The sequence below is a fragment of the Huaxiibacter chinensis genome (assembly GCF_022171985.1).
GTDB lineage: Bacteria > Pseudomonadota > Gammaproteobacteria > Enterobacterales > Enterobacteriaceae > Enterobacter > Enterobacter chinensis_A.
In genome coordinates this window covers 919281-931869 of record NZ_JAJVHF010000001.1, presented here as the reverse complement: position 1 = coordinate 931869, position 12589 = coordinate 919281, and the positions used below count along the sequence as shown (strand labels likewise).

Below are 12589 nucleotides of genomic sequence, written 5' to 3'. Positions count from 1 at the left end.
CAGTAAGGCAGATTCAGCTGTACTCAATAATAGTAAACCCTTCATCAGCTGCTGGTTCTGAAAAATAACGCGTTATGATTTCAAATTGTTGATCTGAAGCAGAAAACTCATGTTGTCCTTCTGCATTACGGGCGCGTAAGCGTGATTTGCATACATCATCAGATACGTTCAGATAGTGCAGTTGATTACTGGCCCCTGACTCCCTAATAATGCTCATCATCCATTCACGATTCGTTCGTGTGTTTGCAGGGAAATCAAGAACTACTGATAAACCAGCTTTTAGTAGTGACACCAGATGAGGCTTCATAGCATTTCTGAGTCTTAATGAATACTGCACATAATCAGATATGGATTGCATTTCACTGGTAAAGAGGGCAGCCAGCCAGTAATCCTCGCTGACAATTACAGTCCTGGGGGATGCTCCTAATTTTGCTGACAATGTGGATTTTCCTGATGCGATTTTTCCACATAACAGGTGCAAAACAGGCTTTTCAGGCGGCGCTACTGTATTTGTGTCCATTATTTGCCTCACTGGATTGTTACCGGTAAGGCCCGCCTTACCGGCGGGAAAATGGCGAACGTTATCCCACCTGAATTCGATAGGTGATGATAATAATTGAATGTAATAGCACAGAGATTGTTTTCATTGTGATTCAAGTTAACAGGGATTGAACAAGAAATCAGCACTTTTTTACTGATACATATAACGTCCGCTTCTTGCTCAAAGCTGACCGTCAGCCTGTTCAGGAAGATTTCCCGTCCATATAATGGACAAACCTCACCTGGTTCAAGCTCCGGCTCGCACCTGAACTGCACGCTCACCGTCATGAAAAATACTGCGTGCCTTCTGCATGGAACCCCTCCTGCGATCGTTTACCGCAACTCCTGATTCCAGCAAGTTAATAGCGAAGCCTTTGGATCTGGCTGTGAGCAAGAGCGCTAAAGGGGCGGCCTGAGCCATTACCGACAGGTTCTTTACGCTGATAAGCATCACAATCAGGCCCTCGTTACAGGTCGCCGGAAATGACTTAGCCAGGATAATAGAATTCAATTCGTATGCCACTCGGCTCGTAGCACATCATGTGCATCGACGGTCCTTCGCGAAGCAACGTGGGTTCGAATTCAATTTCGACCTGATTTGCTTTTAACACTTCAAGGATCTGATAGAGACCGTCTTTGGTTTCGACCCGCAAAGCCAGGTGATGAAGTCCGACATTATTTTTACGATCGAACTGAACGGGCGCTTCTGTCTGCGTTTTCCAGAGCGTGAGCGTCAGTGCCCCGTCTTTTACGAAGATGGCCGGATAATCTTCACGTCGTTTTACTTCCTGCCAGCCCAGCAGGTCAGTGAAGAACGCCGCGCTCTCTTCAAGTTTTGCAACGGCTAAGCCAATATGTTGTACACCATGAGTCAATGACATTATTTCTGTCCTCTTTTTGAACGCTTCGGGCTGGTAGGGTCGCTCTCTGGCAAGCACGTCTGCGGTGTGTAAAATCTGTTTCTACGCTCCGGCAGCCATGCCCGCATAAAGCTCATAATGGGTCCCGATTTTGTTTTAAGCGAATCCTGTCGCCATTACTGCTTACCCGCCTGACCAATGTGGTGGTCAAGAAATTCCCGAATATCATCGCCTATCTCTTTCGCATGGGTTTCAAGCGCGAAGTGACCCGTTTCATATAAGTTTATCCGGGCGTTCGGAATATCACGCTTCCAGGCTTCGGCACCTGCAGGCATGAAAAACGGATCATGTTTTCCCCAGACCGCCAGTAAAGGCGGCTGATACTCCCTGAAATACTGCTGAAACTGAGGATACATACGCACATTTGAGGCGTAATCCAGCAGTAAATCGAGCTGGATCTCGGCATTGCCCGGCCGTAAAACCTGCATCCCTTCAAGCGAGTAGCCATCCGGGGAAACCAGGCCTGGATCGGTTACGCCTTCCAGATACTGCCATTTGATTGACGCAGGCGTCGGAAAATCACGCAGTGCGCTGCGGTTTTCGGGGGCGGGGTCGGCCCAGTATTTCTGGATAGGCGCCCAGGCCTCTCCCAGACCCTCTTCATAAGCATTGCCATTCTGGGAAATGATGGCGGTAACCCGCTGCGGATGCGCCAGGGCAAGACGCCACCCGACAGGAGCGCCATAGTCGTGAACCATCAGGGCATAGACGTCGAGGCCGAGCGCTTCAGTAAACTGGTCAATGGTTTCAGCCAGCTGGTCAAAGGTATACGCGTAGTCACCGCGCGCTGGCGACTCGGTGAAACCGAAAGCCGGCAAATCTGGCGCTATCAGATGGTAACGATCGGCCAGCTGGGCAATAAGGTCGCGGAACATAAATGATGAGCCTGCAAAACCATGCAGCATCAGCAGAACGGGCGATGCCGGATCGCCAGCCTCACGGTAAAAAACGTTAACATCGCCCGCCTGTTTGTAGCGGTAATGCACCTGCGCTGGCGTGTTATTGACAGTTGATACACCCGAATGTGGAGATGTCATAGGAAATCCTTTGTAACCGTTAAAGTGGTTAATTGAAGGTTACACATAAATCTGGTAACCTGTCAAAATTATTTAACGGGTTACAGGTGCGTATGGAAATTAAAAAACGTTCTTCCCCGCCTCTCTTCCTGGCCGATAACCTCGCGCTGGACTTCATTAACAGTGAATACGGAACGGGCGAAAACCGGCATGACTGCTTTGATAATGCTCAAAGCGTTATCGACTGGCTGGAAACGACGGGCCTTGTGCCAAAAGGAACTGAAGCTCCGCCTGAATTACTGGCGGAGGCTCGCCAGCTGCGCGATGCCGCCCGGGCGGTAGTGCATGCTGCGATGCAATCCCGTGAGGCTGAGCTCACGGTCATCAACAGGGTTCTTGAAAATGGACGGCCAGAAGTCAGGCTGACATGGGAGAAGGATGCAGGGCGATATCGTGTCGATGTTCACTCCGGCGTCGACAGTCCTGCCAGGCTGCTCTGGCCGGTTGCCGACGCGCTGGTAAAACTCGTCACGGATGACAAATTTGAATATGTACGCCAGTGTGAAGCCCATGACTGTATTCTACTTTTTCACGATTTAAGCAAATCGCACCGCCGTCGCTGGTGCAGTATGGCCACCTGCGGTAATCGCATGAAAGTGGCCGCATTCCGAAACAGAAAAGGTTCATAGCATCCAGGCCGCACTTGCCAAAGTGCGGCTTCAGAACATGTGCGCAGGAACATACCGCATCCGCGTCCAAATCAGGCGCTACACCTATCCGACGGGTTAAAGGGCGCGCATCCCGGTATTTCTCTGGACAGCGTTCAAACGAAACGAGCTGCTCCCCGTCCGGAATACGTTGAATATCCCTGAACGCCTTTTATTTGCCAAAACCACCCGGGGATGAAAATTCCACTCATCATTTATGCATTGATTTAAAAGTTCTTTTCACCCGCCACCCCATCTGAAAGAAATAATCCAGAAAAGAGCGCTTGACGAGGTAGAATGATCGTTCTACCTTTAGGGCATGAACAAGAAGCCAAGTGATACACGAGAAAAAATCCTCGCCACCGCCGAGCAGCTCATCTACCAGAACGGTATCCATGCCATGGGCATGGACCTTCTGGTGAAGACCTCGGGCGTCGCAAGGAAAAGTATTTATCGCCATTTCGCGAACAAGGAGGACTTGGCGTCTGCCGCGTTGAACGAGCGTGACGAACGGTGGATGCAGTGGTTCAGAACCGAGTCTGATAAAGGCGACACGCCTCAGGAGCGCATTCTGAATATGTTCACCGTTCTGAAGAGCTGGTTTGAATCCGAGGGGTTCCGGGGCTGTGCCTTTATCAACACAGCCGGAGAAGTGGGGGACCCGGACGATCCCGTTCGTCAGATAGCGAAAATGCATAAGCAAAAACTGCTGGATTATGCGCTCGAGCTCAGCGGGCAGACGGACACAGAACACCCTGCCGTTCTGGCCAGACAGCTGCTGATTCTGATAGAGGGGGCTATCACCATGACATATGTGATGGGCGACCGGAACGCCGCTGACAACGCACGGGAAATGGCAAAAGTTTTACTGGAACGCACCTCTGACGGGGCCTGAGTAACGAACCTTTTTATTATCTCTTCACCAGAATTAACAGGAGTTTTACCATGACCGATACACAAGTACGCCCGCCGCTTCCGCCATTTTCGCTGGAAACTGCTATCGAGAAAGTTCGTCTGGCTGAAGATGGCTGGAACTCCCGCGACGCGGCAAAGGTTGCCCTGGCTTATTCGCTGGATACCAAATGGCGTAACCGTGCCGAATTCGCCAATAACCGCGAAGAGGCCGAAGGGTTCCTCGCCCGTAAATGGAAAAAAGAACATGAGTACCGCCTCATTAAAGAACTGTGGGCGTTTGGCGGGAACCGCATCGCCGTCCGCTACGCTTATGAATGGCATGATGACTCAGGTAACTGGTTCCGCTCTTATGGCAACGAAAACTGGGAGTTTGAGGCGGATGGCCTGATGAAGCGTCGCTTCGCATGTATCAACGACATGCCTATCAAAGAGAGCGAACGCAAATTCTTCTGGCCGCTTGGCCGTCGTCCTGACGATCACCCGAGCCTGTCTGACCTGGGTCTGTGAGTCGTTAAGTTATACCGCGTAGGGCCACGGCAACTCTTCTTACCGGGGCCATAATCAGCCAGTCGACGCAAAATAAGGTTCGGGCTGAGGCGGGGGAGTCATCAGGTCCTGTGTGACGGGCAAAAAAGACAGGCAACGGAGCCTGGCTCGCTTTGGCGATCGGCAGACAGAGAGTAGACAGCACTGCGGCTGGAGAATGCGGAGAAATCGGCCCCTCACGTCGCCCATTCCTTTTTATGATTCTCTGCCTTATCACCGCAACATGCACCGTGATGCAAATTGCGGCGGGTTAATCAGATTCTTTAAAGCCAATAAAGTCATTTCCTGATGACAGGAAAATACATCTTCCTGCATCAGGCTGCCAGCCAGCGCTGACCTTCGGCTTTCATTTTGGTTTCAAGCTCACTGCCCCGTGTGGCAAACACGCGGCCGAGTGGGAACCCGCTGCACTCGAGTAAGTAGGCTAGTGCTGCATATTCACGGGGATACTTCGTGACAATGCTCTGATCAATCCCGACAGGACCTAACGGGAAAGTAAATGTGCCAATGTCGTAAATACTCTGACGGTGAAAGAGTTTCCAGACGCCCTCTCTTTTTTCTGCAAGATCATAAAAGCGATTGTGGCATTCACAACCAATATTTAGCGTCACGTTTTCAGCAATGATAATTGCGTTTGTTTCCAGAAGCGCTTTATTCCCGGTGGAATTGAAGGTCACCGCGGGAGAGGCGATCAGGTGCTTAGTGCGTAAATCCGACGCTCCCATACGCATTGAACCCTTTACAAAATCGCTTGCCAGCCCTTCGAACCAGGTGATTTCAATGGTTCCATCAGGATGAAAAAGGTTTTGTAATTGTTCCCATTCGCTCAGGTCCCTGTGCATCCAGCCATTCATTAAATCGTTAAGTTGTTGACGGTCTTGCAGTTGATTGTTCATTGCGTTGGCTCCTGTACGTTGACGGAGTTCAGTTTGCCTGCGATAACAGATAAAATGAAATATATTGATTTTACTAATCAATCATTTTTATTTATCGAAAGGGGCAGGAATGGATTTACGTCATCTGCGTTATTTTTTAGCCGTCGCGGAAGAGGGCCATTTTGGTCGTGCCGCGAAGAGGCTTAACATTGTTCAGCCTGCCCTGAGTATGCAAATTAAGGCGCTTGAGGCTGAACTGGGAGGCGCGCTCTTTATACGTACCAGTCGTCGGGTTGTGCTTACGGAGGCCGGGCTGTTATTACAGACTGAAGCAAAGCGGATAGTAGAGCAGACCGAGAATACCCGGCTTACCGTAGAACGCGCGATTCGTGGAGAAACGGGCCGGGTACGAGTGGGTTTTGCCGGGAATGCCATTTTTAGTGGTAAATTGATAGCCGATCTCCGTCTGTTTCATAACTGTTTTCCAGATGCAGAATTGATGATCCACGAGGTTGGCCCCCAGGAACAGGTGGAGGCAATTCTCGCCGGGCAACTGGACATAGGTTATACGCCCGTGCATAGCAAAGTTGTGGCTTCGGATCTTGCTGTCAGACGGATTGGCGACTGGGAAATACTGGTTGGACTTACAGAAGAGCACCCGCTTGCTCAGCATAAATGCGTCACGATGGAAATGCTGGCCGGACAGCCACTTATTATTTATGACGCTCACGACGCGCATGAGCATCTTTTTATGATGTTAACGCAGAGGCTAGGGGAAGAGTGCAATATTGCGTACCGATCTGGCAGCACCCTGAGTATTCTTGCTATGGCTGCAACCGGGTTGGGTCTGGCTTTGATTCCTGCGCCTTTGCAGCAAGTACATATCCCGGGCCTGGTTTATCGTCCCCTGAATGAACCCAATTTAACCGCCAATCTGGTGCTTATTAGCCGTGAGCAAGAATCCAGTGCCAGTGTAAAAGCGTATCTTGAGTTGGTGAGCCGGTCTGTTTGAGTGGACGACGCGAGGAGAAACTGTCATCGGGACGTAACCGTAACGCCTTGTTGACAAGCGTCATCATTCAAAAAGGGTAAAAGCGATGTCATATCCTGCGCATGACGCCGTAAGCCGGTAACTCCGCTCCGTTTCAGAAACGGACATCGATACTGAAATGGCATCGTTGCAGGCGTTGTATAGGGTTAAAAACCAACCGTTGCCCCGAGCAAGAGAGAAAGAGGAAGCCTGTTTCGTTTAAGAAGGGGGGAGGGGAAGCGTTTTACGTCCTCATTTTAGCGTGGGTAAGACGCATTCTGTGCCGTGGCATCGACACAGAATATTTAGGTGACATCAAATCAAAGCCAATGGCGCGACCTGAGCTAAATTTCAGAGAGTGACATCTGCAATCTTATTAGGATTCAGGTACCCAAATCTTCGCTTCGCTATCGTCAGGATAGTAATAACCATTAGGTATCGATTGCAGCTCTACAAGACTGCCCCATGGGGTGTAAAAGTAGACGCCGGCGTTATTCTCCGTGTCTTCATGACGTGAGTTTTCATGCACTTCTGAGAGAAACTTCCCTCCAGCAGCCTTCACTCTTTCAATCGCGTAATTGATATCGTCCACGTACAAAGAAATATGATTCCAGCCATAATCCTGCACTCTGACTGGCTTCACCTGATCTTTACTGATGAATTCAAAGAGCTCCACATTGGGTCCGTTCCCAATCCGCAGCAAACGTTGTTTGATCATCATCGAGCCTGACGTTAGTCCCAGCTGTCTCTCCGCATCTGCCCCTTTCAGTGGATCGTCATCGCAGGTCAGACCGTCATAAACAAATTTTGCATCCAGCGCCGCTTGCAAAAATTCAGTTGCCTGTTGCAGGTCGGGCACGGTTAATCCCACATGGTTTATACCCCTGGTAACAGCACGAGTCGTTTTATTTTCCATGTATATCCTCCAGTTAGACAAATGAATGATCTTTACAAAGCATAGACCCTTTTCATTCGTGGGGCTCAATCAGGCGAAAACACAAGATAATTGTTTGATGCGTTGGTCAGGAATTAAACTATCTGACAAGCCGCAGCCCTCTGGATCCGATTTTTTGGAATACTTCACATTCGGAATGCACGCTCCTTGTACAACATGCCACATGTTTCAGCCCCTGGATTAGCAACTGGAGTTTGCAGATAGTGTTATCACTATCCTTTGCTCGTTGAAGAAGCTGAACGTTGTCTACTGCAAGTTTGTTCTCTGGACTAAACATCTTAGCCATTTCATCAAGCGAAAACCCTGCGGAACTTCAGTCCATTTTACAATGCCCGCCTGCCAGAAGCGGTCATAGCCAGGCAAAAATAAAAAATCCTCGGATGAAACTGAAATGAAGGTTGAAGCGATGCGTTCACTGTAAGTTTCTCAAAGACTCTGTCGCCACCAGTGCTTCTCAAAAAATCATTCTGCATGATTGATGAGATTGCGGCGTAATCAAACAATATGTTGAAAAGTGTTTATTTCTTTTTTTATGTAATCAACATTAAACTCACACCATTAATTATCATTATTTATTTACATCGAAACTGAGGGGAATAATTTATTCTAATAATATAAGCCTGTTGCGCATGGGTTTTGATTATGATCAATGTTCTTCATCATCTTTAAATAGAAAATGAAATCACTTATTACATTTCATGATTTTATTGCTAAATCTATATTAGATGATGTTATTGTAATATTAATCGCATGATGCGTTATGTATAGACGTAACCTTTATCCTGCTGCCACTATAAAATTAAGAGGACTGCTACCTGGCTAAGTTCATTTCAGAGAAATCTAAAACAAACGTCGACTTCATTGCCTGGTCCGTAGCGCGAATGGAGCATGAAAAGAGATCGATAACTGCTCCTGCTGTTGCCGGGAATATGTGTGCGACGATGGCAGAACAATTTCATAGTCGCTTAATGTATTACCGTTTATTACTGAGTGGTAAGGAGTCGCAATAATATCAAGCTCAGGGAGGGTGATATTTAATCAACATAAACCCGAAGCACATATAGTAACCCCAAATCACGCCGAAAATATTCTTAAAGCGCCACAAAGGGAGGGTGAATAAAATAGTGTATTGATAACCTATCAGGAGAATATTTATGATAAAAGATAATTGTAATAACGAAGTCCAGACAGCTATTCGGGGTCCTGTCATTACTTTTACGGATGACCCGTTTAAAAGAAATCTTGACGACGCTATGGTCTATGAACCTGATGGTATCATCGCCTTTGCTAACGGTATTATCACCCATTTCGGTCCGGCTGGGGTCATTGCGCCCCAATTACCTCCTGGTGTAAAAATAACCCATTACGGATCTGACTCACTGATCTCCGCAGGTTTTATTGATAGCCACGTTCATTATGCACAAACACCCATGATCGGCGCATTCGGGGAACAACTCCTTGACTGGCTCAATAAATATACATTCCCGATGGAGCGAAAATTCTCAGATAAAGATTTTGCCCGCTCTGTTGCAAAGGTTTTTCTGCAGGAACGTCTTAAACATGGCATCACGACAAGCTGTGTTTTTGGCACTGTTTTTCCACAATCCGTAGACGCGCTTTTTGAAGAGGCCGATAAGCTCAATATGCGGATTGCTGGCGGGAAAGTCATGATGGATCGTAACGCGCCGGACTATTTACTGGATACCCCTGAAACCAGCTATGACGAAACGAAAGCACTGATTGAAAAATGGCATGGATATCATCGCATCATGTATGCCATCACCCCCCGTTTTGCCCCTACCAGTACCGCTGAACAGCTCTCCGTCGCTGGTGCATTATTTGCCGAATATCCGCAATGCTATATGCAGACCCACATTGCCGAGAACCTCAATGAAGTGGAATGGGTTAAAGCGTTATTTCCGGAAAGAGAAGGCTACCTTGACGTGTATGACCATTATGGACTTTGCCGACCCCGGGCGCTCTTTGGTCACGGCATCCATTTAACGGAAAATGAATTAGCCAGGCTGCACAGCAGTGGCTCAGCGATTACCCATTGCCCGACGTCTAATTTCTTTCTTGGTAGTGGCTATTTTAATGCAAGCCGGGCAATGCAGAAGAACCGCCCTGTCCGCACAGGGCTGGGGACTGATATTGGTGCCGGAACATCGTTCTCTATGTTGACCACGCTCAGCGAAGCCTACAAAGCCGCGCAGCTTAACCAAAGCGCGCTTCACCCCGCACAGGCATGGTATCTGGCAACGCGTGGCACCGCCCATGCGATGTACATAGATGACAAAGTCGGAAGCATCGCCCCAGGCATGGAAGCTGACATCGTGGTGATCGATATGAAATCCACGCCGATGATTGATTACCGGATGCAATTTGTGCAGGACATCAATGAAGCCCTCTTTGTTCAGATAACACTCGGTGATGACCGTGCGATAAGGGCGACGTATATCGCCGGGGAATTACGCTATAGCAAAGATGCGATTATGGAAGGAGAGCATAAATAATGAACAATCTATCAGTATGTAAACTATCAAAGTCTTGTGGGCCCCCTGTTGGAGGAGGAAAAGCCTGGTGGATTTGGGCTCTGGGTGTCACTTTTGTCGTGTTTCTGTTCAGTTTCCAGACGGGATACTCTGCCTCTAACCTGCGTGTACAAGGAGACCTGGGGTTGTCGATATCGCAGGTCAGTATGGTGGCCGCCGTCTATACCTGGGCCTTCGCTGTGGGTCAGTTCTTTAGCGGGGCGCTGTTGGATAGACTCGGCGCTGGCAGAGTAACCCCTATTGCTATCTCGCTGGTGACCGTCGGGATATTCCTGTTTGCAAACGCACAAAGCTTCGAAATGCTGCTTTTGGCCCAGTTCGTCATTGCCTGCGGTGCCTGCTGTGGTTTTGTCGGGGCAGGGTTTATCGGTGGCCAGTGGTTCGGGCTGGCAAAATACAGCATCATGTTCGGGCTGGTACAGGTTGTGGCCTCAACGGCATCGTCGTTCTCACAGGTATTTATCAACCTTGGGCTCGAGCAAATGCACTGGCGTGTATTCTTTAACGCCTGGGCGATGTTTGGCGTTCTTCTGACCCTCCTCGCCTTTATATTTATCCGCAACCGCGTCCCTGCGACGGGCCTGGGCAAAGAAGGTTTCTTCGCATTCCTGAAATCAGTGGTCCAGAACATCGTCACCGTCGGTAAGATGCCGCATATCATTATCGTGTCGATTATGAGTGCAACAACATTCGCGACGTGGCTGTCGATGGGCATTATCTGGGCCCGGCGCCTGCTTGAATCTGTCCATGGTTTTGAGTCAGGTTGGGCGAACTTAGGTGGCTCGCTTATTTTTCTGGGTATGGCTGCGGGCTCGGCGGTTATTCCAAAAATTTCTGACATGATCCAAAAGCGTAAGCCGCTGATGATCATAGGGGCTGCAATCCAACTGCTGTGCCTGGTAGCACTGCTCTATGTTCCAGCGCCGCAGCTGTCGACCGCACTGGTGATCTGTTTCCTGTTTGGCCTTGGGTCATCCTGTTCAATGCTGCCCTTCAGCTCCGCAGCAGACGTCGTAAAACCTGACCAGGTTGGTACCTCCGCGGCCATCGTCAACGGCGTGTCGTTTATACTTGCTGGCTTCATGATGAGCAGACCTGGGGTTATCATCGAGAGAGGCATAGCCTCTGGAGTAGAGATGGGGCTGTTTGACATTGCCCGAAATGCAGCGATGCCACTCTTGTTGTGCGCTGTTGTGCCAGTTGTCCTGGGGTTCTTTATGAAAGAATCCTACCCGGTTGCGCAGTTGCGCTGAGTAAAGGGAACACGACTCAGCTATGGCGACGATAATCCATCTCCCCTTGATTGTTTCTATCACGATAGCGATTCTGGCCCTGTCTTTAGGGGGCAGAATCAGCCGCTATCTTAATGTGCTTCATACCTGGGGAGTGCCAAATGTGGTCACCGGCGGCTTGATCGTCGCCGTTATTTGTAGTGCGCTTCACACACTAACGGGCATAACCATCAATTTCGATCTCTCGGCCCGGGATATTCTGCTTTTATACTTTTTCACCTGTATTGGGCTGAATATCAGATTAACCGATGTCACTTCCGGTGGAAGACCCCTTTACCACCTTCTGCTGCTGACCACCGGGCTGATTATCCTGCAAAATCTGGTTGCTTACGCGATTGTCTCCGCATTTTCGCTGCCACCTGCGCTGAGCGTTCTGCTCGGCTCAATGGCACTGACGGGCGGGCATGGAACCGCCATTGCCTGGTCACCATTTATAGATGCTTATTTCGGTATTGATAATGCACTGGAAGTGGGGATTGCCGTTGCCACGCTGGGGTTAATAACAGGCAGTCTGCTTGGCGGGCCGATTGCGCACAGGCTAATGACACGCTTTCGATTAAAGACAAACCATCCCAAACCCCCTATCGTCGGTCTTCCGGAAGATATGGGCACGGATGGTAAAAACGACATCAATCACTTTGATCTCTTACGTACGATAGCCATCATTCATATTGCCATATTACTGGGATACGGCATGGATGGCGTCCTGAAAGCCGTTAATATTACGATGCCGCTGTTTGTTTCAGCACTCATTATGGCAATGGCGATCGCCAACGCGATCCCACGACTCTTCCCTGCCGTGATCATGCCTGCAAAAACGCCCGCTCTCGCGCTGATATCAGATCTTTCTCTGGAGCTGTTTCTGGCGCTGTCTTTGATAAGCATGCAATTGTGGCAGCTCAGCGGCACAGGTATAACCATCCTGCTTCTGTTTACAACACATGTCGTTCTTGTTGTCTTGTATATCCTGGTGTGCGTTTTTCCATTGATGGGAAAAGATTATGATGCTGCCGTCATTGCCGCTGGATTTACAGGAATAGGCCTTGGTTCAACCGCTACCGCATTCACAAATATGTCTGCCACGACCTCCATTCATGGCTCATCACCAAAGGCGTTTATCCTTCTGTCAATTGTTGCCGCACTTTTTTTAGATATCGCCAATTCAGCATTCATTGCATTTTTAATGAGATGAAGAATAGGAGATTTATATATATTTCAAAACAGCAACAGCCGCGCTATCC

At 49.0% G+C, this 12589-nt stretch carries 12 protein-coding genes; 7 read left to right on the top strand and 5 right to left on the bottom strand.

Annotated features, from left to right (window positions below):
* Nucleotides 1-13: 13 nt before the first annotated feature.
* The 3 genes from LZP96_RS04495 to LZP96_RS04485 all read right to left on the bottom strand — a co-directional run bounded on the left by LZP96_RS04495 (nt 14) and on the right by LZP96_RS04485 (nt 2497).
* Nucleotides 14-520 carry a P-loop nucleotide/nucleoside kinase family protein gene (locus tag LZP96_RS04495; protein ID WP_258925703.1) on the bottom strand — a complete coding sequence of 169 codons (507 nt, stop codon included), beginning with the start codon at nt 518-520 and terminating at the stop codon, nt 14-16.
* Between the two features lie 508 nt (nt 521-1028).
* Nucleotides 1029-1421: a VOC family protein gene (locus LZP96_RS04490; protein WP_064325178.1), complete on the bottom strand. Its 393-nt coding sequence runs from the start codon at nt 1419-1421 to the stop codon at nt 1029-1031.
* Nucleotides 1422-1576: 155 nt separating this feature from the next.
* Entirely contained in the window at nt 1577-2497 is a 921-nt protein-coding gene (locus LZP96_RS04485; protein ID WP_064325179.1) for an alpha/beta fold hydrolase, read from the bottom strand.
* A gap of 92 nt (nt 2498-2589) precedes the next feature.
* Here LZP96_RS04485 and LZP96_RS04480 point away from each other — a divergent pair, with 92 nt between their 5' ends.
* The 3 genes from LZP96_RS04480 (at nt 2590) to LZP96_RS04470 (ending at nt 4605) form a co-directional block, all read left to right on the top strand.
* Nucleotides 2590-3165, top strand: coding sequence for a CGNR zinc finger domain-containing protein (locus LZP96_RS04480; protein ID WP_064325180.1), 576 nt, complete (start codon nt 2590-2592; stop codon nt 3163-3165).
* A 337-nt stretch (nt 3166-3502) separates the two neighbouring features.
* Nucleotides 3503-4078: a TetR/AcrR family transcriptional regulator gene (locus tag LZP96_RS04475; protein WP_064325181.1), complete on the top strand. Its 576-nt coding sequence runs from the start codon at nt 3503-3505 to the stop codon at nt 4076-4078.
* Between the two features lie 50 nt (nt 4079-4128).
* Nucleotides 4129-4605, top strand: a complete 477-nt coding sequence (locus LZP96_RS04470; protein WP_064325182.1) for a nuclear transport factor 2 family protein — start codon at nt 4129-4131, stop codon at nt 4603-4605.
* A 353-nt stretch (nt 4606-4958) separates the two neighbouring features.
* On the opposite strand, the gene LZP96_RS04465 is transcribed toward LZP96_RS04470, so the two are convergent.
* Complete coding sequence (locus LZP96_RS04465; protein ID WP_064325183.1) at nt 4959-5540, bottom strand: nuclear transport factor 2 family protein; 582 nt, start codon at nt 5538-5540, stop codon at nt 4959-4961.
* A gap of 109 nt (nt 5541-5649) precedes the next feature.
* Here LZP96_RS04465 and LZP96_RS04460 point away from each other — a divergent pair, with 109 nt between their 5' ends.
* On the top strand, nt 5650-6531 hold the full coding sequence (locus tag LZP96_RS04460) for a LysR substrate-binding domain-containing protein (protein ID WP_064325184.1): 882 nt from the start codon (nt 5650-5652) through the stop codon (nt 6529-6531).
* Nucleotides 6532-6925: 394 nt separating this feature from the next.
* Here LZP96_RS04460 and LZP96_RS04455 read toward each other — a convergent pair whose 3' ends face one another.
* Nucleotides 6926-7465, bottom strand: a complete 540-nt coding sequence (locus LZP96_RS04455) for a VOC family protein (protein ID WP_064325185.1) — start codon at nt 7463-7465, stop codon at nt 6926-6928.
* Between the two features lie 1193 nt (nt 7466-8658).
* On the opposite strand from LZP96_RS04455, the gene guaD reads away from it, so the two are divergent.
* From guaD to gltS, 3 genes are all read left to right on the top strand, one after another.
* Complete coding sequence (gene guaD, locus LZP96_RS04450) at nt 8659-10017, top strand: guanine deaminase (RefSeq protein ID WP_064325186.1); 1359 nt, start codon at nt 8659-8661, stop codon at nt 10015-10017.
* Nucleotides 10018-10115: 98 nt separating this feature from the next.
* Nucleotides 10116-11309 (top strand): MFS transporter, encoded by a 1194-nt coding sequence (locus tag LZP96_RS04445; protein ID WP_071892345.1) that lies wholly within the window; start codon nt 10116-10118, stop codon nt 11307-11309.
* A gap of 22 nt (nt 11310-11331) precedes the next feature.
* The gene (gene gltS, locus LZP96_RS04440; protein WP_258925702.1) at nt 11332-12540 is read left to right on the top strand and encodes a sodium/glutamate symporter; all 1209 of its coding nucleotides are present in this window, start codon (nt 11332-11334) and stop codon (nt 12538-12540) included.
* Nucleotides 12541-12589: the final 49 nt, after the last annotated feature.